Origin of the sequence: Sphingopyxis sp. SE2 (genome assembly GCF_032227185.1) — a bacterium.
In the GTDB taxonomy this organism is placed as follows: Bacteria; Pseudomonadota; Alphaproteobacteria; order Sphingomonadales; family Sphingomonadaceae; genus Sphingopyxis.
This window is the reverse complement of sequence record NZ_JAPMXW010000009.1, coordinates 76,114-97,168: the sequence shown is the minus strand read 5'-3', so window position 1 is coordinate 97,168 and position 21,055 is coordinate 76,114. Positions and strand designations below refer to the sequence as shown.

The 21,055-nt window shown below is 64.1% G+C and carries 19 protein-coding genes and 1 pseudogene; 15 read left to right on the top strand and 5 right to left on the bottom strand.

Annotated elements, in window-relative coordinates; genetic code table 11:
• Positions 1-185 precede the first annotated feature (185 nt).
• Positions 186-758 (top strand): recombinase family protein, encoded by a 573-nt coding sequence (locus tag OVY29_RS22995; RefSeq protein ID WP_009824027.1) that lies wholly within the window; start codon positions 186-188, stop codon positions 756-758.
• 289 nt (positions 759-1,047) lie between these two features.
• Entirely contained in the window at positions 1,048-2,250 is a 1,203-nt protein-coding gene (locus OVY29_RS22990) for an aspartyl protease family protein (RefSeq protein WP_013039112.1), read from the top strand.
• Here OVY29_RS22990 and OVY29_RS22985 read toward each other — a convergent pair.
• Positions 2,244-2,663 carry a MerR family transcriptional regulator gene (locus OVY29_RS22985; RefSeq protein ID WP_007406847.1) on the bottom strand — a complete coding sequence of 140 codons (420 nt, stop codon included), beginning with the start codon at positions 2,661-2,663 and terminating at the stop codon, positions 2,244-2,246. The genes OVY29_RS22990 and OVY29_RS22985 overlap by 7 nt on opposite strands.
• 75 nt (positions 2,664-2,738) lie before the next feature.
• Here OVY29_RS22985 and OVY29_RS22980 point away from each other — a divergent pair, with 75 nt between their 5' ends.
• From OVY29_RS22980 to OVY29_RS22930, 11 genes and pseudogenes are all read left to right on the top strand, one after another.
• Positions 2,739-3,365 carry a cation transporter gene (locus OVY29_RS22980; RefSeq protein WP_004212870.1) on the top strand — a complete coding sequence of 209 codons (627 nt, stop codon included), beginning with the start codon at positions 2,739-2,741 and terminating at the stop codon, positions 3,363-3,365.
• A complete protein-coding gene (locus tag OVY29_RS22975) occupies positions 3,365-5,332 on the top strand; it encodes a cytochrome c/FTR1 family iron permease (protein WP_004212871.1) in 1,968 nt (655 codons plus the stop codon). Before OVY29_RS22980 ends, OVY29_RS22975 begins: the two co-directional genes overlap by 1 nt.
• A 73-nt stretch (positions 5,333-5,405) precedes the next feature.
• On the top strand, positions 5,406-5,702 hold the full coding sequence (locus OVY29_RS22970) for a hypothetical protein (protein ID WP_007406840.1): 297 nt from the start codon (positions 5,406-5,408) through the stop codon (positions 5,700-5,702).
• Positions 5,703-5,762: 60 nt separating this feature from the next.
• On the top strand, positions 5,763-7,040 hold the full coding sequence (locus tag OVY29_RS22965) for a TolC family protein (RefSeq protein ID WP_037486870.1): 1,278 nt from the start codon (positions 5,763-5,765) through the stop codon (positions 7,038-7,040).
• The gene (locus OVY29_RS22960; RefSeq protein ID WP_004212877.1) at positions 7,040-8,218 is read left to right on the top strand and encodes an efflux RND transporter periplasmic adaptor subunit; all 1,179 of its coding nucleotides are present in this window, start codon (positions 7,040-7,042) and stop codon (positions 8,216-8,218) included. Before OVY29_RS22965 ends, OVY29_RS22960 begins: the two co-directional genes overlap by 1 nt.
• A 3-nt stretch (positions 8,219-8,221) precedes the next feature.
• On the top strand, positions 8,222-11,467 hold the full coding sequence (locus OVY29_RS22955) for an efflux RND transporter permease subunit (RefSeq protein WP_004212878.1): 3,246 nt from the start codon (positions 8,222-8,224) through the stop codon (positions 11,465-11,467).
• Between the two features lie 53 nt (positions 11,468-11,520).
• The gene (locus OVY29_RS22950; protein ID WP_004212879.1) at positions 11,521-12,009 is read left to right on the top strand and encodes an SRPBCC domain-containing protein; all 489 of its coding nucleotides are present in this window, start codon (positions 11,521-11,523) and stop codon (positions 12,007-12,009) included.
• Positions 12,006-12,383, top strand: coding sequence for a hypothetical protein (locus tag OVY29_RS22945; RefSeq protein WP_009824022.1), 378 nt, complete (start codon positions 12,006-12,008; stop codon positions 12,381-12,383). The genes OVY29_RS22950 and OVY29_RS22945 overlap by 4 nt, the downstream gene beginning before the upstream one ends.
• A gap of 47 nt (positions 12,384-12,430) precedes the next feature.
• Complete coding sequence (locus OVY29_RS22940) at positions 12,431-12,844, top strand: hypothetical protein (RefSeq protein ID WP_004212881.1); 414 nt, start codon at positions 12,431-12,433, stop codon at positions 12,842-12,844.
• A gap of 3 nt (positions 12,845-12,847) precedes the next feature.
• On the top strand, positions 12,848-13,534 hold the full coding sequence (locus OVY29_RS22935; protein WP_004212882.1) for a ZIP family metal transporter: 687 nt from the start codon (positions 12,848-12,850) through the stop codon (positions 13,532-13,534).
• A pseudogene (locus OVY29_RS22930) lies at positions 13,531-13,635 on the top strand (cation transporter); the annotation flags it as partial. The gene OVY29_RS22935 and the pseudogene OVY29_RS22930, both read left to right, overlap by 4 nt.
• A 341-nt stretch (positions 13,636-13,976) precedes the next feature.
• On the opposite strand, the gene OVY29_RS22925 reads toward OVY29_RS22930, so the two are convergent.
• Together OVY29_RS22925 and OVY29_RS22920 are read right to left on the bottom strand one after the other, a co-directional pair.
• The gene (locus OVY29_RS22925) at positions 13,977-14,228 is read right to left on the bottom strand and encodes a hypothetical protein (protein WP_313912361.1); all 252 of its coding nucleotides are present in this window, start codon (positions 14,226-14,228) and stop codon (positions 13,977-13,979) included.
• A 28-nt stretch (positions 14,229-14,256) separates the two neighbouring features.
• Positions 14,257-17,190: a Tn3 family transposase gene (locus tag OVY29_RS22920; RefSeq protein ID WP_058804985.1), complete on the bottom strand. Its 2,934-nt coding sequence runs from the start codon at positions 17,188-17,190 to the stop codon at positions 14,257-14,259.
• Positions 17,191-17,337: 147 nt separating this feature from the next.
• On the opposite strand from OVY29_RS22920, the gene OVY29_RS22915 reads away from it, so the two are divergent.
• Positions 17,338-17,943, top strand: coding sequence for a recombinase family protein (locus OVY29_RS22915; protein ID WP_099185149.1), 606 nt, complete (start codon positions 17,338-17,340; stop codon positions 17,941-17,943).
• A complete protein-coding gene (locus tag OVY29_RS22910) occupies positions 17,940-19,301 on the top strand; it encodes a hypothetical protein (RefSeq protein ID WP_313911833.1) in 1,362 nt (453 codons plus the stop codon). The genes OVY29_RS22915 and OVY29_RS22910 overlap by 4 nt, the downstream gene beginning before the upstream one ends.
• A gap of 167 nt (positions 19,302-19,468) precedes the next feature.
• On the opposite strand, the gene OVY29_RS22905 is transcribed toward OVY29_RS22910, so the two are convergent.
• Together OVY29_RS22905 and OVY29_RS22900 are read right to left on the bottom strand one after the other, a co-directional pair.
• Positions 19,469-20,101 carry an imm11 family protein gene (locus OVY29_RS22905; protein WP_067399893.1) on the bottom strand — a complete coding sequence of 211 codons (633 nt, stop codon included), beginning with the start codon at positions 20,099-20,101 and terminating at the stop codon, positions 19,469-19,471.
• A 198-nt stretch (positions 20,102-20,299) separates the two neighbouring features.
• A complete protein-coding gene (locus OVY29_RS22900) occupies positions 20,300-20,932 on the bottom strand; it encodes a tyrosine-type recombinase/integrase (RefSeq protein WP_053556534.1) in 633 nt (210 codons plus the stop codon).
• Between the last annotated feature and the right edge of the window lie 123 nt (positions 20,933-21,055).

Here is a 21,055-nt window from a genome sequence, read left to right as displayed (position 1 = left end):
CGGTCCGTGTCGCAGGTAAGGAAAACGGAGATTTGCCTGCCCATCGCCATGCGAGTCCGCTCGCGTTGCCAAACCGGCCTGTTCGACGTAAATCTACCCGGTAAAGAAAACTAGGGCAACATAGACCTGCCGATGACGACTTTCTTCCCAAACCGCGCCCGATCGGGGCGCCACCGGCCCTACGCATGAAAATCGGTTACGCCCGCGTATCGACCGCCGAGCAGAACCTGGACCTCCAGCGTGATGCGCTGAAGGCTGCCGGCTGCGAGAAGGTCATCACCGACAAGGCCTCCGGGGCGACTGCCGCTCGCCCTGGATTGGAAAAGGTGAAGGAGCTGCTTCGCGCCGGCGACACACTGGTGGTCTGGCGCCTCGACAGGCTCGGCCGCTCGCTCCGTGATCTGATCGGATGGATGACCTACCTCGACGAGGAAAAGGTCGGGCTGCTGAGCCTGCACGAGGCGATCGACACGACCACCACGTCGGGCAAGCTTACCTTCCACCTGTTCGGGGCATTGGCGGAGTTCGAGCGCAACCTGATCCGCGAGCGGACCCAGGCCGGTCTCACCGCAGCCCGCGCTCGCGGCAAGAAGGGTGGCCGGCCGGCCGCACTCGGCAAGGACAAGCGCGACCTGCCCGTCAGGCTCTACCACGAGAACACGATGCCGATCGCCAAGATTTGCTCGATGCTCGGCATCTCCAAGCCAAAACTCTACGCCTATGTGCGATCGGCCGAGACCAAGCCGGTAGCCGCGTAGCGACGCTCGCCGACAAATAGCGCGATCAGAATGCCGCCACTTAGCGCGAGCGTTTACACCGTTCGCGGTCCCGATCGGCCCAGCGTCCCCCGGAACCGTTCGTTATCGGGAAGGCATCTAAGCGGTCTGCACCATCCTTCATCTAAAGTTCTCCAAGCGCTTCTGAGGATTTTCGGGCGCACCAAAAGCACTTGCTCCTCCAGTGGCTGGAGCATGTAACCGCAATTTGCTCTCCTGCGGACGGGGGGCTGGAGGTGGCTTTTTGACGGCCCGTGTTGAAGCAATCGGTATGTCTCGACGCTCATTAGTGGCGCGGCTGGTGGCCTGTGGAACCGGCTTGGTGCTCGGTTCTCCAACGCTCGCGCGACAGACTTCCCGGTCTGCGGGCTCGTGGAACTTCGGTGCGGCTCACCTCGAATGGGAGCCGCTGGAAGTCGGCACGGGTGATACCCTCCTTGTTTCGGCACAAGTGCGCGGAGTGCCGGTGCGGGCGGTGCTCGACAGTGGCAGCGGCGCGTCGATCATGAGCACGGCGCTCGCGGCGAAGCTCGGCTTGAACGATGGTGAGCGGCGCATGATTAGCGGGCTGAGCGCCAAGGCCCCGGTGCTGCTGGTCCGCGACATCGACGTACAGCTCGCCCGCGAAACCCGTCGCTTACCCTTTGCCGTCGTTGGTGATCTGAGTTCAGTGTCGGCGGCCTTCGGACGACCGATCGATATCCTCCTCGGTGCCGATATGTTCACGGGTAGCTGCATCGCGCTCGATTTCGCGAAAAGGCGTATGGCGGTCGTCAAGTCAGGCACGTTTCTCGCCGGTCCCGACTGGCGCGCTGTCGCGCTCGGGCGCGGTGCCAAGCAGGAGCTGTTCATTCGAGCTTCCGTCTCGGGTTTGCCTCCCGTGCCCTTGATGATCGATCTTGGCAGCTCGGCCGCGCTGATGCTCTCGTCGGCCTATGCCCGCGATCAAGGGCTGTTGAACGGGAAGCTCGTCTCGACCGCGGCGATCGGCGGCGTCGATGGTGTGCGTATCAACGATGCTTTCACGATCCAGAACATCAACATCGAAGGGCTTGGCGTCTCGAACGTCCCCACACTCGGGATGAGAGCTTGGCTCTCCACCAGCACGGTTGGCAATGTCGGCCTACCGCTGATCGCTCAATTCGACGTGGTGTTCGACGTGACCGCCGGATTCGTGTGGCTCCGGCCACTCGGTCCTCGTCGTCGCCTGCCGATGCTGAAGGACCGTAGCGGCCTTGGCCTCGCAGCCTCACCAACGGCGCTCACCGTTGTTCATGTGGCGGCGAACAGTCCCGCGGAAAAGGCTGGCTGGGCGGTCGGCGACCGGATCGTGGCGGTGAACGGCCATTCGATCGATGCGAACTATACGCGTGGGGAGCTCTGGCAAGTGCGCTCCCGGCCTGCTGGCACCCTCGTAAAGCTGACGATGGCCTCGGGTGATGTGCGCGAGCTCAGGCTGGCCGATTATTATTGATCGGCTTGAGGGTGGCCTTTGCCGATCGCCTTCATGATCCGACAATCGGCCATGCGCGCCTTGGTGCAGCTCTGGCTGAGCATTGCCAACTCATCCCGCAACACCGCGAGTTGCGCCAGTCTCTCCTCCACATCCTTGAGGTGCTGAGCAGCGATAGCTGAGGCGGCACCACAATCCTGGTCCGGGTTCTGCGCCAGCCCCATCAACGAACGGATCTCGTCGACGGAGAAGCCAAGCCGGCGACCGTTGCGGATGAAGTGCAAACGCTCAATGTCACTGGCATCGTAGGTTCTGCGACCCGACGCCGTGCGAGGGGCGGATCGGAGCAACCCGATCGACTCATAAAAGCGGATCGTCGTCACCTTCGTCGAGGTCTCGCTGGCGAGCTGCCCAATCATCACCGGCTTCATCATGCCATCCTTGCTTATGCGAACGTGTCGCACATTTCGCTTGCTTCTACAGCGACTGGAGGTGGTAAGGAAGGCCGCATGAATGCTTCTACCGAAAGCTGCGGGTGCCACGGGGAGCCCGCGCGCGCGCAAACCGATCCGGCCTATCGCCGTGCGCTGCTGACCGTCGTGGTGCTCAACCTCGGCTTCGGAGTCGCCGAGCTGTTCGGCGGGTTCATCGCCGATAGCCAAGCGCTGAAAGCGGATTCCCTCGATTTTCTCGGGGACGGGTCGATCAGCCTTATCGGTCTTCTCGCGCTTGCCTGGTCCGCACGGGCGAGGGCAAAGGTCGCGCTGACGCAGGGGTTGTTTCTCGGTGCGCTTGGCGTGGGCGTAATCGGTTTCGCGATTTGGCGCGCCCTGAACGCAACCGCGCCCGATGCCGAACTGATGGGCACAATCGGCGTTGTCGCGCTCGCGATCAATGTCGTGTCCGCCTTGGTGCTTGCGCGTTTCCGGGAAGGGGACGCCAATGTTCGCGCGATCTGGCTGTTCAGCCGCAACGACGCGCTCGCCAACGTGGCGGTGATCGCCGCGGCCGGTCTGGTGGCGTGGACAGGAAGCGCCTGGCCGGACCTCGCCGTCGCCGGCCTCATCGCCCTCCTGTTCCTCCACTCCGCTTATGAAATCGTCACTGGCGCTCGGCGCGAATTGGGAGAGCGGTAGTGCGTCTGCTCGCGTTGATCCGGGCAATGCTCTCGTTGCGGCTGCTCTCCGCGCTCGCGGCGCTGCTGATCCCTGCTGCGGCAATCGCCGAACCCGGCGACGTGCAAACCGCATGGCGGCTGCTCGACTATATGGCCGTCGATTATGGCGGCGCGGTCGCCAACGGTCGGATCAAGAGCACGTCGGAATATGCCGAGATGACGGAGTTCGCCGCGTCGGTCTCGACACGGCTTCAGGGCCTGCCGGCGAAGCCGGAGCGTCAAGCCCTCATCCAGCGGGCTGCCAACCTCCAGGCGGTGATCGCGGAAAAGGGACCGACTGAACAGGTGGCAACATTGGCGCACGGGCTCGCGGCCGATCTGTTGCGCGCCTACCCGGTGCCGCTCGCGCCCGATAAGGCTCCGAACCTCGTCTCCAGCGATGCACTGTTCCGACAATCCTGCGCGTCCTGCCACGGGATGACGGGCAACGGCCGTGGCCCTGACGCCGCCAAGCTCGCTACGCCCCCGATTGCTTTCACCGATGCCGAGCGCGCGCGCCAGCGCAGCGTGTTCGCGCTCTATCAGGTGGTGACGCAAGGCATCGACGGGACCGCGATGCAGAGCTTCGCCGATCTGCCCAACGATCAGCGCTGGGCGTTAGCATTCCGAGCCGGGAGCTTCGCCTTCACGGATGCGCAGGCGCGCGAAGGCGAGCGGCTTTGGAAATCCGACCCGACCCTTCGCCGGCGCATTCCGGACCTGAAAACCCTGGTCGCGCTCACCCCGGCCGCGCTCGGCGCGGCGATCGGCGACGCCAAGGCTGACCCAGTGCTCGCGTTCCTGCGTCGTCATCCCGAACAGGTGATACAACAGGCTCCCGGCTCGCTCGCGGTCGCCCGCGCCAAACTCGCCGAAAGCGTGGCGGCTGCGCGGCGCGGCGATGCGCGCATGGCGAAAGAGCTGGCGCTGTCGGCCTATCTCGATGGGTTCGAGCCGATCGAGCCAACACTCACCGCGCGCGACGCGACGCTGATGGGTCGAATCGAGGGCGCGATGGGGGAGTTCCGCGCCTCGATCGACCGGGGCGCGTCGCCCGATGATCTCGCGGAGAAGGTCGCAGTACTGGGCGGCCTTTTCGACGATGCGGAAGCGGCGCTCGCGCCTGATGCCGCCACCGAAGCGTCCACGTTCCTGGGCGCGTTCACGATCCTGCTGCGTGAAGGGCTCGAAGCCCTGCTCATCGTTGTCGCCATGATCGCGTTCCTGCGTAAAGCCGAGCGCGGCGAGGCGCTGCGGTACGTGCATGGCGGCTGGGTCAGCGCGATCATCGCGGGCGGGATCACCTGGGCGGTCGCCACCTATGCGATCGGGATCAGCGGTGCGAGCCGGGAGCTGACGGAAGGGTTTGGCTCGCTGTTCGCCGCGGTCGTGCTGCTCTCGGTCGGGATTTGGATGCACGGCAAGGCGCAGGCCGATCAGTGGCAGCGCTATATTCGCGAGAAGATGTCGCGGGCGCTCTCGGGCGGGTCGGGCTGGTTCCTGTTCGGGCTGGCGTTCGTCGTAGTTTATCGCGAGGTCTTCGAGACGATCCTGTTCTATGCCGCGCTTTCGGCGCAAGGTGACAACGGGATGCTTCTCGCGGGGGCCGGGTCGGCGATTGGACTGCTCAGCCTGATCGCTTGGGCCATGCTTCGCTACAGTCGCAAGCTGCCGATCGCGCAGTTCTTCCGCTATAGCTCCTGGCTCATGGCGGTCCTGACCGTCGTGCTGGCGGGTAAAGGCGTCGCCGCGCTCCAGGAAGCCGGCCTTATCAACATCGCACCGCTCGCGGACGTGCCACGGCTGTCGATGCTCGGCGTGTTTCCCACTTGGCAATCGGTGCTGGCGCAACTCCTGATGGCGGTCGCCATTGCGGTCGGGTTCGCCTGGAACGGGCGCGACCGATCCCGCTCGGGTTCCGGCTCAGTGACCCTTGGTTCGAATTAGTGCAATGACATGAAAACCCTTCCGTGATAGAGGCAAGCTAGTGCGAGCCTTTTTGCCTTTCCTGACATGCCTGATGCTGGTCCTGACCAGCTTCTCCGGCATGGCCCATGCCGCCGATCTGGCGGGGGGAAGCATCGCGGGCGTTGAGTTCACGGTCCATACCGCCGGTGACATCGATCAGGTGCCATCGGACTCGGACAAGAATGTCCCGCATCATCACAATTATTGTCACGGACACGACGTCGGCGCGCCTGCGCGCACGACGATGGAATATACCCCCGTCCTCACAGTGCCCAAGCCGACAATCTCCGCCTCTGCGTCGCTCGACGGCCGCACCGGCATGGTCCATTTGAGGCCCCCCCAAGCCTGACGTCCGATTTGGGCGTGCGTTGGCGCGCCCCTGTCGATCATCGTCAGGAGTCCTATTTTCATGAATCGTATCCTCGCGGCCATGCTGGCCGCAGCGTCTTGCGCCACGATGGCGCAGGCGCAGGTCGGACCGTCCGCGCCTGTTGCGCAGGATGCGCCGGTCTACACGCTTGACCAAGCGGTCAGTGCAGCGGGCGGTTCGGCCCCTGCTGCGGAAGCGGCGACAGCTGGAATCGACGCGGCCCGTGCAGGTCGCACAGTCGCCGGCTTGCGGCCCAATCCGGTGGTTCAAGGCCAAGTCGAGAATGTCATCGGCTCCGGGCCGTATCGGGGGGGCCGCAGCGCGGAAACCACGGTCGGCTTTGCGATCCCGATCGAGCTAGGCGGCAAGCGCGGCGCCCGCGTCGCGGTCGCCAATGCGCAATTGTCCCGGGCCGAGATCCAGGCCGCGATCATCGCGGCGGATGTCCGGCTTCAGGTAACGCAGCTCTATGTCGAAGCGGTCGCGGCCGATCGCCGGGTAATGACAGCCCGCGATCAGGCCCGGATCGCCAGCGATGCGCTGCGGGCCGCGAGCGTTCGCGTGCAGGCAGGGCGGGCATCGCCACTCGAGCAACAGCGCGCGGATGTCGCGCGTATCAATGCCGACGCCAATGTGGAGCGGCAGCTTCGCTTGGCCGAGGCGGCCCGCGCCAATCTGGCGCGTCGGATCGGACGGCCGATCGACGGCCTGCTCGATGACACGCTGCTCGATCGCCTTCCCGATGTGAACGTCTATGGGCCGTTGGCACCGGTCAACACGACCGGCACACTCGCGCTGGCGGCAGCCAACGCGGATTTCTCCATTGCCGAAGCCGGCGTGCGGCTCGCGCGCGCCAATCGCGTGCCTGACCTGAACGTCGGGCCGTCGATCCGCCGCCTGGAAGCGACCAACGACATGGCGGCGGTGTTCAGCGTGTCGATCCCGATCCCGGTGTTCAACAATGGTCGCGCCGCGATTGCGCAGGCGACCGCGCAGCGGACCCAGGCGGATGCGCAGCGCCGCGTGACCGCGCTCGACATCGAACAGGCGATCACGGACGCGCAGGCGCAGGCGGCCAATGCCGCAACGACGGCTCGTGCGGCGTCGGGGCCGGCGCTGGCGGCTGCACAGGAGGCCGCCCGCATCGCGCGGATCGGCTATCGCGAGGGCAAGTTCGGCCAGCTCGAATTGCTCGATGCTGAACGCACGCTCGCCGAAACGCGGGTCGCCGCGATCGACGCGCTTGCCAATTACCAGAATGCCCGCGCGCAAGTGGAGCGACTGACCGCTCGTGCGCCCAATGGGGGGAATCAGTGATGAAGAGCTTTTATCTCGCGGGCGCGGCGTCGCTCGCCCTGCTCTTGGCTGCCTGCGGCGGCAAGGATGGCGGAAACGAGGCAACTGCCGAAGGCGCAGCTGCCAATGAGACGGCAGCGGGCACGGAAAAGGGCGGTGCTGAAGGCGGTCATGCCGGTGAAGGCGTCGTCACATTGGGTGCCGACCAGATCGCCACAGCGGGCGTCCAGGTCGGACGGCCGATCATCGGCGGGGCCGGGACGATCGAGCTGCCCGCGATCATCGAGGGCGACCCACAGGGAACGCAGGTCGTCTCGGCCGCAATTGCGGGACGCGTGGTCGCGCTCACCCGTAACCTCGGCCAATCGGTCGGACGCGGCCAGACCATTGCGGTCATCGAAAGCCGCGAGGCGGCGCAGATCAAGGGCGAGGTCGAGGCGGCGCGGGCGCGGCTTCAGCTCGCTAATTCGAACCTCGCGCGCGAACAGCGGCTGTTCGCGCAGAGAGTCTCCCCTGAACAGGATCTGATCGCCGCCCGCACAGCGGCGACGGAGGCGCGGATCGCCCTGACGCAGGCGCAGAGCATGGTTTCGGCGGCGGGTGTCGGCGGCGGCGGGCTCAACCGGCTCGGCATTGCCGCGCCGATCTCGGGCCAGATCATTGCGCGCCCCGTGACGCTGGGACAAACGGTCGCGGCGGATGCCGAACTCTATCGCATCGCCAACCTGAGCCAGGTGTCGATCGCGCTTAATCTCAAGCCCGAGGATGCGGGCCGGGTGCGTCCCGGCAATACGGTGCTGGTGAAGGCGGCAGGCCGTCAGGCGACCGCCCGCGTGACCTTCGTGTCGCCGGCGCTTGATCCGCAGACGCGGCTCGTGCCTGCGCTCGCCACCCTCGACAATCGCGGTGGCGAATGGCGGGTCGGCGAGCCTGTGACGGCAGCCGTGCAGCTCACGGGCAGCGGCGGGAGCGGGGCGGTCCGCGTGCCGACGACGGCGGTCCAGAGTTTCGAGGGCAAGTCGGTCGTGTTCGTGCGCACGCCCACCGGCTTCAAGGCGACCCCGGTCCAGCTCGGCGATGCGTCGGGCGACACGGTGATCGTCCGGTCGGGCCTGACCGGCAACGAACAGATCGCCACCACCGGAAGTTTCACGCTCAAGGCCGAGATCGGCAAGGGCGAAGCGAGCCACGAGGATTAAGCCATGATCGCCCGTATCGTAACCTGGGCGGTCGAGAAGCGCTGGCTAGTCCTGCTCCTCACCGTCATCGTCGCCGCCATCGGCGCCTTTTCCCTCTACCGGCTACCGATCGACGCGGTGCCGGACATCACCAACAATCAGGTCCAGATCAACGTCCGCGCGCCTGCCCTCTCGCCCGAGCTGGTCGAGAAGCAGGTGTCGTTTCCAATCGAAACCGCGCTCGCCGGCACCCCCGGCCTGGAATATACGCGCTCGTTGAGCCGCAACGGCTTCGCGCAGATCACGGCGGTCTTTTCGGACGCGACGGACATCTATTTCGCCCGCCAGCAGGTGGGCGAGCGTCTGCGGGGCGTGCAAGAGAATCTGCCCGACGGCGTGAACCCTGAAATGGGTCCGATCGCGACAGGCCTGGGCGAGGTGTACATGTACACCGTTCGTCTCGATCATCGCGAGGACGACAAGCACAAGCCCGGTGAACCGGGCCAACAGCCCGATGGCAGCTACATCACGCCAGAGGGCGAGCGACTGACGACCGAAGAGGACAAGGCGACCTACCTGCGCACCGCGCAGGACTGGATCGTGACGCCGCTTCTGAAGACCACACCGGGCCTCGCCGGTGTCGACTCGATTGGCGGTTACGCCAAGCAGTTCCTCGTCGTGCCCGACGTGCAGAAGCTGGCCTCGCTCGGCATCACGCTGACGGACCTGGGAAATGCGCTGGAGCGCAATAACACCAGCGTCGGCGGTGGCTTCGTCAATCGCAATGGCGAAGGTCTGGCTGTTCGCTCGGATGCGCTCGTTCGCAATGCCAGCGAGTTGGCCAGGACCGTGATCGCGACACGTAACGGCGTGCCGATCACGGTCGAACAAGTTGCGACTGTGAAGACGGGTCAGGCGATCCGCATGGGTTCGGCATCGGAGAACGGTACCGAAGTCGTCGTCGGCACGGCGATCATGCGGATCGGCGAGAACAGCCGCATCGTGTCGACCGCGGTCGCTGAGAAACTGAAGACGATCAACGCTTCGCTGCCTCCTGACGTCGTAATTCAGCCGGTGCTGAACCGCACCGAGCTGGTCAATTCGACGATCAAGACGGTCGCGAAAAACCTGTCCGAAGGCGCGGTGCTGGTCATCGTCGTGCTCTTCCTGCTGCTCGGCAACTTCCGTGCGGCCCTGATCGCGGCGTTGGTCATCCCGATCACCATGATGCTGACAGGCTTTGGTATGCTGCGCGCTGGGGTCTCGGCCAATCTGATGAGCCTTGGGGCTTTGGACTTCGGTCTGATCGTCGACGGCGCCGTCATCATTGTCGAAAACGCGCTGCGCCGGCTTGCCGAGCAACAGCATCATGAAGGCCGATTGCTCAGCGTCAAGGAACGGCTCGCGACCGTGGCAGCCGCTGCGCGTGAGATGATCCGTCCCTCTGTGTACGGGCAGGCAATCATCATCCTCGTCTACGTACCGCTGCTCACGCTGACCGGCGTGGAGGGTAAAACGTTCGGACCGATGGCGCTGACCGTCATCATCGCGCTCGCCTTCGCCTTCATCCTCTCTCTCACCTTCGTGCCGGCGATGATTGCGATCTGGCTGTCGAAGAAGGTCGAGGAGAAGGACGGCCGCATCATCACGTGGCTGAAGAAGCGCTACGAACCCGGTCTCGACCGGGCCATGAAGCGCCCGACGCTGACGATCGGTGCGGGTGTGGGAAGCCTTGTGGTGGCGGCGCTTGCTTTCACTACGCTCGGCTCGGTGTTCCTGCCGCAGCTCGACGAAGGCGATTTGCTGATCCAGTCGCTCCGCATTCCGGCAACGTCGGTCCAGCAGAGCCAGGCGATGCAGGTGCCGATCGAGCGGATGATGTCGAAGCAGCCGGAGGTGCAATTCGTCTATTCCAAGACGGGCACCGCCGAGCTGGCGGCCGACCCGATGCCGCCGAACGCGACCGACATGTTCGTCATCCTGAAGCCGCGCAAGGATTGGCCGGATCCTGAGCTTCCCAAGGAGGAGCTGGTCAGCCGGATCGAGGGTAATCTCGCGAAGATTCCGGGAAATGCCTACGAGATCACCCAGCCCATCCAGATGCGCTTCAACGAGCTGATCGCCGGCGTGCGCGGCGACATCGCGGTGAAGGTGTTCGGGGACGACTTCAACCAGATGAACCGGACGGCCGAGCAAATCGCGGCGGTGCTGCGCAGAACGCAAGGCGCAGCGGACGTGAAGGTGGAGCAGACGACCGGTCTTCCCATGCTCGACATTCGCGTCAACCGCGACGCGATGGCGCGGTTGGGCGTTACGGCTCAGGATGTGCAGGACACCGTGACTGCGACGATCGGCGGGCGAACATCGGGCCAGATCTTCGAGGGCGACCGTCGCTTCCCCGTGGTGATCCGCCTGTCGGAGGCGCAGCGTGCCGACATCGGCCTGCTCCAACAGGTGCAGGTGCCGGTGGCAGGCGGCGGCTATGTACCGCTGTCCAGCGTCGCCGAGATCAAGGTGGTCGATGGTCCGAACCAGATCAGCCGCGAGAACGGCAAGCGGCGCGTGGTGGTGCAAGCCAACGTGCGTGGCCGCGACGTCGGATCCGTCGTGGCGGATGCGCAGGCGGCGATCGGCAGCCAACTCCGGCTGCCTGCCGGCACCTATCTCGAATGGGGCGGCCAGTTCGAGAACCTCCAATCGGCAAGCGAACGGCTGAAGCTGGTCATTCCGGCTTGCTTCATCTTGATCCTGCTGCTCCTCTACGGGGCGTTGGGATCGGTCCGCGACGCCGCGATCGTGTTCACCGGCGTGCCTTTCGCGCTGGTGGGCGGCGTCCTGTTGCTGTTCCTGCGGGGCATGGACTTCTCGATCTCGGCGGCAGTGGGCTTCATCGCCCTCTCGGGCATCGCGGTCCTCAACGGCCTCGTCATGGTCAGCTCGATCCAAGATCTGATCCGATCAGGGATGAGCCGCGAGGAAGCCGCGCATGTTGGCGCGATGCAGCGTCTGCGACCCGTCATCATGACCGCGCTAGTCGCCAGCCTCGGCTTCGTGCCGATGGCGCTGGGCGAAGGCGCCGGCGCAGAGGTTCAAAAGCCTTTGGCGACGGTCGTCATCGGCGGTCTGATCTCGGCGACGCTTCTTACGCTGTTCGTGCTGCCGACACTCTATGCCCGGTTCGGGCAGAAAGTGATCGAGAAACCCGAGCACTACAATGAGGAGCATGAAGGGGACGACCACGGTCAGACCTTCGTGAACAACTTGGCCTGATGGATGGGCAGGGCGATCCGCGATCGCCCCGCCCATCTCTGGGAGATGGGGATATGCCTCGCACCATAACCAGCTCGATGCTTCACGGCGGGCCACTGCGCATCTGGTCGGCACTCACCGATCCGGATCATCGCCGGGCGTGGAGTCCGCTCGTATTTCTCGATGATCCGTCCCGGCTCGGCGACACAGAATGCACCTTTGCGATCCAGGGCATCACCCGGCCAATTCGGACGCCAGCACGGATTGATCGATTCGATAAACCGCACGCCTTCGCTTGGTCCTGCGGCATCCCCTATCTGTTCACGCTCGAAGAGCGGTACGAGCTGGCGGGGGACGATGGCGGCACCAGGCTAACGCATAGCTGCACGCTGCGCGGGGCGCTCTCCCTGCCGTTCGCGGCGATGATGTTGCGCCGCCTGCGATCCCTGATGGTCGAATCTGACGATCGCCTCGCAACCTATCTCCGCTGGCGGGTAGGTCAGCCTGCCCGGGCTATCAATCGTCAGCGCGTCCCCTTCCGCTACAGGAGGAAGGCGCGATGATGATGCACTGTAAGCGGGTGCTGCCCGCCGTCATCCTCGTTGTCGGGCTCGCGGCGTGCTCGGAAAGAAAGCCGCCAGCCCCGCCAACGGAGCAGCAGATCCATTCGTCCGACAGCGCCGTGGCGACCGGGGAAATGGGGCGGCATAGATATCGCTGTTCCGACGGGGAACCGCTGTTCGTCGATTACAAGGACAACGGCCTGCAGATCGATTTGCGGCGCTCCAACGGGGGACCGCCGATGATGCTGACCGCGCCAGCGCAGGGCCTGCAATATGTCGGCGAAACAGCCACCGCGACCTTCAAGGGGTCGCAGCTCACCATCGTGGAAGGCGATGGCCGTACCCGGATCTGCGAGCAGGAAGGCACGCGATGAACTGCCCTGCCTTCGAACGCCACAGGGCGCTTCGTCGGAAGAGACCGATGTCTGACACGTCGATTTCAAATGTGACAACCTTGTGCGGCCTGAATCGGGCCGGTCTGGCGATCGCGCGCCTCGGCGTCGTTCTCGTCTCCGGGGCGGTTATAGGGGCGTGTAATCCAGCGCCGACCCAGCCTACCGAGCCGGCGCATGAAAAGCATCTGACGTCGAAACTAATCGCGCAGCGCATCATGTACTGCGACGACGGCACACGCGCCGATGTCGACTTCATCGATGACGGCTTGAAAATGGCCGTCACCTGGCTGCCGAAGGGCAGGACCGAGATCCTGCGCGCGCAGCGAACCGGTGACGAGTTTCGCGGCGACCATTCGCGGGCTGTCGTGGCGGGCGGATCGATCGCGTTCACGCGACGCGGGAAGATCCGCGTCTGCCACCGAACCCCGGAGGAGTCCTAGGAAATGCAGGCACTGCTCTATACGCTTGCGCCTGTGCTGGCGGTCGTGCTCGGCGCGATTGTCGCGAGCCGCACCAAGTTGAAACCTGGCCTCGTGGCGGGCCTACAGCATCTCGCTGCCGGCGTCGTGTTCGCGGCGGCAGCGACCGAAATCCTGCCGCAGGTCAAGCATGAGGCATCGCCCAGCGCGACGTTGATCGGCGGGGCGGCGGGCGTCGCGACCATGCTGGGGCTCAAGGCTCTTGAGGCCCGCTTCAAGGGGCCGATGGCGCTACTCGCCGCGATCGGCATCGACATTCTGGTCGACGGCCTGGTGCTCGGCCTCGCTTTCGTGGCGGGCGAGAAGGCAGGTCTCCTGCTGACGATCGCGCTCACTCTGGAAGTGTTATTTCTGGGACTGACGCTGACCGACGAGCTGGCGGAAACCTATCGCTCGCGCTTGCGCATCATCGTGATCGTCTCGGCATTGGCCCTGCTGCTGCCGATCGGCGCGCTCGCTGCCGTGCCGGTCGCCGCGCTGTCGCCGGTGATGATCGCCGGCTTCCTCAGCTTCGGGCTGATGGCGCTGCTCTACCTCGTCACGGAGGAGTTGCTGGTCGAGGCGCACGAGAAACCCGACACCCCGCTCATCAGCTCGATGTTTTTCGTCGGCTTCCTGGCCCTGCTGACACTTGAGGAGATGATGGGATGATCCCGGGCAACGACAACAATGGCGGGCAGGAGCGCCGCACACTGTGGATCGTCCTGCTGCTGAACGCGGCGATCGCTGCGGGCTTCTTCGTTTCCGGCTTCTTGGGGTGACTACACGAAAGTGACGTATCTGCACGCTCTCATGACTGCCATCTGCGTTACAAGGCGAGTTTACGCGTCCGCTGGCCTTTGGGCTAGCGGTGAATTTGGCATGGCCGGAGTGCCGCGGGCTCCTGATCGACGACGATTGATCACGCTCTCATCCGCGGATTGATTACCGCAATACCCGTTTCCGTCGCTGGACCTTCCTCACTCTAAGCACGGGCATCGGACTTGCCTGCCCCAACGTACACCGAGGATTGCCCATCACAGTCGGGCGCCCGCGACACACCGGCCATGCCTATGTCGCCAAAGGCCAGAGCCCAAGCTCTACCCCTGGCGGGTCAGACCGCCACCACCGGTTGCACGCGACGGGCGATGTCCCAGGCGAAACCCACAAGTTCACGGGCGATCGCCGTGTTGACCTTGGGTTGCGGCTTGCCTGTCGCCGAGAGGCGGCGGAACCGCTGGCATAGCCGCACCTGAGCCTTCCAACCGATCGCCTGAATATCTTCGGGAAGATCCGCAACGCGATCCCGGTAACGTCGCTCTTCGCGGGCAGGAAGTCGATAGGTCCATCCCGCCTCGACCAGCATGGCCCCTGTGCATTATGCGGACACAGATTCACGGTAGCGGTTTGATGAGCAGCGGCATGAGGCCATTGGCGTCGAGATCGAGGTGATCGGACCAGACATAATCGCCGGTGAGATTGATGCGATCCCAGCCCAATGGTGAGAGCCGAGACAGCATAGCCGGATCGATCTGGCTTCCGCGGCGGCGCATTTCTTCGACGGCGTGCCCAAGATAGCGACAGTTGAACAGGATGATCGCTGCGGTGACGAGGTTGAGGGCAGCCGCGCGGGTTTGCTGGTTCTCCAAGCCACGGTCGCGAAAGCGACCGAGCCGATGGAAGGCGACCGCTCGCGCCAGGCTGTTGCGCGCCTCGCCCTTGTTCAACTCGGCGGTGACCGTGCGGCGTAGCGCCGGATCGTCGAACCAGCGCAACGTGAACAGCGTGCGCTCGATCCGTCCTACCTCGCGGAGCGCCGCGGCGAGGCTGTTCTGCTGGCGGTAGGCGGATAGCTTTTTGAGGATCAGCGAGGGCGTAACGGTGCGATCACGCATCGCGCCGATGACGCGTTCGATATCCGGCCAGTGGCTGACGATCAGATCCCGGTTGAGCCTGTGACCGAACAGTGGCGCAAGCCTGCCATAGCGCTTCGAAGGTTCGAATGCGTAGAGGCGCCGGTCGGACAGGCGAGGAATGCGCGGCTCGAAATCGAGCCCGAGGAGATGCATCGTTGCGAACACGATGTCGGAAACGCCGCCTCCATCGACGTGCAGTGCGGTCAGATCGGCGTTGCTGTCATGGCCGAGGAGCCCATCGAGCGCATGGATGGCTTCTCCTGCCGTGCCGGCGATCACCGTCTGGTGCAGCGGCGCGTAGCGGTCGGTGATGGTGGTGTAGATCTTGACCACTGGGTCGCGACCATAATGGGCGTTGACCGCTCCGCCGGCTTCGCCCGGCCCGCCCAGGTAGAAGGCCTGGCCATCCGCGGAAGCCCGGTGTCCTTGCCCAAACCAGGCGGCGATCGGCTCGGCGTGGATGGCGTCGGTCAGACAGGCGAGCGCCGCCCGAAAGGTTTCCTCGCGCATGTGCCATGTCTGCATGCGCAGCAGCGCGCGGCGTGACCCTGCGCCGCATACCTCGGCCATGCGCGACAGCCCAAGATTGGTCGCTTCGGCAATCAGAGTGGCGAGGAAGGCCTGCTCATCGCCAGGCGGCAACCCGGTCGAGACGTGCCCGAAGTGCTGGGTGAAGCCGGTCCATCGTTCGACCTGCGACAGCACGTCGGTGATACGCGTGGCAGGCAGCATACCGTAGCAGGCAAGCGTCAGATGCCGTCCTTCGTCGTGCCCGGCATCATCGTCCTTCAGTTCCTTGGGGAAGCGCAATCGCTCGCCAGCGAACAGGGCAGCATCACGTCCGGCCAGATTCTGGGCGACGTCGCACAAGGCTTTGTCGAGTTGCGCGGCGCGCTGATCGAGCCATGCGTGTGGATCACCGAGCGAGAACACCGGTTGCAGCGCTGCGCCACTTGATGGCGCGAGCAGCACGTCCAGCGACCTGTGCAGCCGTGACCTCGGCACCCAGATATCACCCGATGCCAGTGCATTGGCGAGCGCCCCGTAGGTGGCCATCTCCCAATGCGTCCGGTCGATCTTGCCGGCGACCACGACATGGCGGTGCCAGCGCCGCTCGACATGACCGAGCGGAACGTCGGCAGGGAGCGGCTTGCGCCAGTCGCCATCAAGATCCGACAGGACCGTCATCGCATTGCGCAACGCCGCGGTGCCGACCCGGCCGTGGAAATCGAGCGTTTGCAGGAATAGAGGTCCTATTCGTTTGAAGGTCCGGTATTCGGCTGCGATCTCGCTCAACACATCGTCCCTGTGAGGTGCCGCGGTACGACGGATGATCGCGGCATCGGCATCGAGCATGTCGAGAGGCACGATATCCCTGAGGGCCGCGCCGATATCTTCACCGGTGCGTGCTACCCGGCTAACTGTTTCCAGCACGGTGGCGATGCGCATCAGTCGGTCACGGCCTTCGCGTCCCGAAATCGCGATTCCCTGTTCCAGGCGTTTGCGGGCACGAAGGTGAGCGCGTCCCATCAAGGCGCCGAACATGGCGATCGCCGCGTCGGTAAGCGTGGCTTCCATCTCGCGCAGCGTAGCAAGCAGGATGGCCCGCCTGCGGGAGGCGCGCATCTGTTGGAAGGCCTGGGCGGTATAGCGCACGCCTTCGCGGGCGAACTGCGTCATGCGTGGCTCGTGCAGGGGATCGACCGGAACACAGGAAATTCCGGTCCTGCGGATCAGAGCGATCTTCTCAAGGATTTCGGCGAGCGAGGCTGACGCGACGCGGGGCTGTGGTTCGCGCAGCCACGACAAGCGGCTCTGTCGATCATGCACCTTCTCATCGACCAGCGTATCGAGGCGCTGACGCATATCCGCATCGAGTTTATCATGGATTGCAGCGACCAGATCGGTTTCCACCCGCAGCATCGCCTCGGCCGCCATCCGCTCGACTACGCTGATGCCGGGGATAACGATGCGCCGCGTGCGCAGCTCGTCGAGCAGTCGATCGAGCAGAATACGCCCGTCCACGATGGGCATGGCTTCGATTTCCAGCCAGGTCATCATGATACCGCGCGCTGGCCGGCTCAGATCGGTGAAGCCGAAGCGCGCCTTGATGGCGGCAAGCTGATCGTAGCGGGTCGGCGCTCGCCGCGCGAAGTCGGCGATGGCGCCTGCATCCACCCCGACCTGCTCGGCGATATGGTCGAGCATGATCGCAGGCAACAGCTCGCCTGCGCGCAGATGCCGCCCCGGAAAGCGGAGGCAACAGAGTTGCAGGGCGTAGCTCAACCGGGTTGCCGGAGTGCGCGCGGTGCCGATTGCAGCAAGGTCCTCGGCATCGAGGCCATAGTGTCGCACCACCGCCGCCTCGCTGTCGGGCAAAGCAAGCAATGCGGCGCGCTGCCGCTGGGTCATCGGAATACGTGCGGGCATGTTTCATCCTTCAAAAACCTCTTGCCTTTTGCCCGCTTAATGAAAGAGGATTGTGAAAGGCCCAAGGCTGCGGAAATTGGTGCATCCTGTTTCCACCTCCGGATACGGCCGTTTGTGAAAGAGACGCAGATGACGCGCGAACCCTATCTGATCGGCTATGCCCGCGTATCGAAGGGCGACGACCAGTCGAACGCCGCGCAGCGGCGCGCGCTCGATGCCGCCGGCTGCAAGCGGATGTTCGAGGAGACCGCCAGCGGTGGGCGGTGGGACCGACCCAAGCTTCTGGAGATGATCGGCCAGTTGCGCGAGGGAGATGTCGTCGTCGTCTGGAAGCTCGACCGACTGTCGCGCAGCTTGAAGGACATGCTGCACATCATGGAGCGGATCGAGCACGCGGGAGCGGGCTTTCGTTCGCTGACCGAGGCGATCGACACCACCACCGCGGCAGGGCGGATGATGATGCAGATGGTGGGAAGCTTCGCCGAGTTTGAGCGGGCCATGATCCGCGAGCGTACCAGCGCCGGCCTTGCCCAGGCTCGCGCAGAAGGACGGATCGGCGGGCGTCGGCCCAAGCTCGGCGACAAGCAGCGCCGCGAAATCGCCGAGTCCGTCACGTCCGGCCGCAAGTCCGGTGCCGAGATGGCGCGGCTCTACGGCGTCAGCGAACCCACCGTCTCGCGCATCGTCGCCGCGCACCGCCAGCAATTCAGTCAGCAGCAGAGGGAACAGGCATGAAGCGTGGTCACGATCTGTCCGGCGTCATGAAGTTCGCCACCTCGCCGGCCTGGGGCGAGCATCTGGGCGAGGCGCTCGGCGATCATCTCGGGCTGGCGATGGAGGAGTTCGACTTCGAAGCGGACGAGCTGGCGGACATCGTCGGCGATCATTGGGCCGGCGTGTTGTGGGGATGCGCGTTCGAGGATCTGCTCACGCGCACCATCGAACCCGGGGACCGGAACATCGTTGATGACTATATTCGGCGCCGGGGCTGGAACGAGAGCGGCCCGACCAAAATCTACCTGCGTGCCCTCCGATCGTCGGTGATGAGCCTCCACGAGGTGAGCGAGGTCGAGCCCGGGAGCGGCTTCCTTGTGCGTGACCTGATCCAGGGCAGCGAGCCGCTTCGAGTATCCGAGCGCAGCGCCTCGCAGACGCTGAAGCAATGGGACAGGATCGGTGCCCGCGTCGTGCAGGTCGGAGGCAAGCACCTCCTGTCGGGGGGCGTGCTGTCGTTCACTATGGAGGCGGCCGAGGCGATCGTCGCCGATCTACGGCGCTCGAAGGGCAAGCGCAGCCCGCAAACCGCGTTGAACCTAGACGCCGACGATCTGGCTGCACTTCCGGCCCTCATCAGCACGGCATGGCTGTTCGATGTCGTTCCCAGGACCATGGGACCGGCGTCCATCCCCACGCTGCACAACAGTGATGGCGAGGAGGTGATGTTCCACCGCGTGCGCTTTCCCTTCGCACGCGGCGTGACCCAGGCGCTGGTCGGCGAGCGGCTTGATACTCTCCCTGCGCTTCAGCGGGAAACCACGCACTTTTGGAACTGGCTGGGCGAGAAACCGAACGGAAAAGCGAAAAGCACCGGGCGCATGGCGTGGGGTGTGACGATGGCGGACGGCACCCCGGTGCTCGGCAATGTCGAATTGAAAGGCCGCGCCCTGATGCTCGCCGTCACCTCGGCCGAGCGAGCGAAACGCGGCACCACGCTTATCAACGATGCGCTCGCCGGGTTGGTCGGCTCGCCGCTGACCACGATTGAGACGGTCGAACAGGCCATGGCGGCGCGGGCCGAGGGGCTGACATCATCCGAACCGGCACCCGCCATTGCGCCAGAGGTTGCAACCCCGCTCATCCATGCCATGCTCGACCGTCAGTACCGCGCGACGCTCGATGAACCCGTCGGCATGCTCGGCGACATCACCCCGCGCGCAGCCGTTCAAACTGCCGCAGGCCGGCACCGAGTAGCCGGGTGGCTCAAGCATCTCGAAAACCGCAGCAGCAGCCAACTCGACGCGAACGACCCGATGGCCACCTACGACTTCACTTGGATGTGGCGCGAACTTGGCATCGAGAACCTGCGCAAATAGTTCGCTACCCCTGACGTCGATGCCTACCGTGAATCCGTGTCCCTACAATGCACAGAGGCCAAGTGCGAGGCGACCCAGAAGCGGACCAGCCCCTAACGACCCCATTGCGGCCGTTCCCGAAAACCAGCATAAATCCCTGATGATTATTGCCCATGCCTCTGGCCTCATCATTCTTCGATAACACGAAAACAGGCAACGCCAGTTAGAAGTTTCCTCTGTCCCAGCAATGTGTAGAGTTCATTAGATACAGCGATAGCCGACGTGATTAACTCGTCTGGAACCCACAAATGGGAGCCCCCTATTGCTGATCTTTTCATGACAATATTGCGCGTCTCTGCCAGAGTCTTTAGTCCCAGCATCTTGCGCCCATGTTTGTATTCTTTCGACGGGACATCGGTTTTCTGCCAATCGACGGCATCGGATATTGCCCGGCGAACGTTGATGGCATAATATGAAACTTCAAAGGGTGCCCCGTCGGAGCGAAGCACCTCTACCGCCCTGAATTCGTGAAGCCCGGGCTCCAGGCCATCAATGCAATCACGGAATGGCTGGCTAACCCCCCAGAAGGAGCAGAACCCAACCCAATCGGGAAGCGATTTTCGTGGCGTTTTCAGTCGTGCGCGTTTCGGCCAAAACTGATCGTCGATATCGATGGCCGCGCGGGTGGGACGAGCCGAAACATGAGCAAGACCGCGCTGTTCCAGAAGTTCGTAAGGTATCATTATTTCGGAGCATGATGGCTCCATGTCGAACTTGACGGTCGCTACCGTCGTGTTCTCACGCTCAAGAAGCCAGGCCATTTACTGCGTTCTCTCATTGGCCCGCATGGGGCGTTCTCGCTCCATAAGTTGACTCCGACTTGCGTTCCAGTCGCCACGACGATGGACAGAACGAGCGTTGTCGTGAATGTCAGCTTTCCACCCAATTTCGGTCGATCACGCCATTCTAACGCCGCCTCAAAGCGGCCGACCGAATAGGTCGGTCGACCGCTTGCTGTGTCAGATTTCGGTGCGCTCCGCCAACAGTAAGGCATCCTCGAGGTCGACACCAAGGTACCGAACCGTGTTTTCGATCTTGGTGTGGCCGAGCAGAATTTGGATAGCTCGGATATTGCCGGTGGCACGGTAGATCATCGCAGCTTTCGTTCGCCGCAGCGAGTGAGTGCCGTACTCAGCCTTACGCAAACCGATGGCGGTCACCCACTCATCGACGAGGCGGGCATACTGGCGTGTGCTCATATGGCCATGGAGATCGACGCGGCTCGGAAATAGATAATCGTGAGCCGAACCGCCGCGTCGCTCTAGCCAGGCGATCAGAGTCGCGCGAACATCCGCTGTCAGTTCGAATTGGACGGGACGGTTGGTCTTTTGCTGGATGACAATGGCGCGATTGCGAATGTCCGCGCCAGCAACGACATCGCCAATCTTGACCTTGACGAGATCACAGCCACGCAGTTTGCTGTCGATCGCGAGATCGAAGAGAGCCTTGTCCCGGAGACGGCCTTCGCGATCTAGGTGGAAGCGTATCGCCCAGATTTGCTTCTGCGTCAGAGGTCGCTTGGTGCCAACGGTCTTGCCGGCGTTCCAGGCTGCACGGGCTTGTATTGCGGGGTCAAATCGAGAGTATCCCATGGTTCATCTCCTCGGCCGTCATTGGCCAAGCGGGGAACGCTGAAAGAGGAGGCTTTTGGGCCGACGCACGAACCGCTGCGCGGATTGGCGCTAGCCTCGATGTAAAGTCGTCCAGTGAGCGCC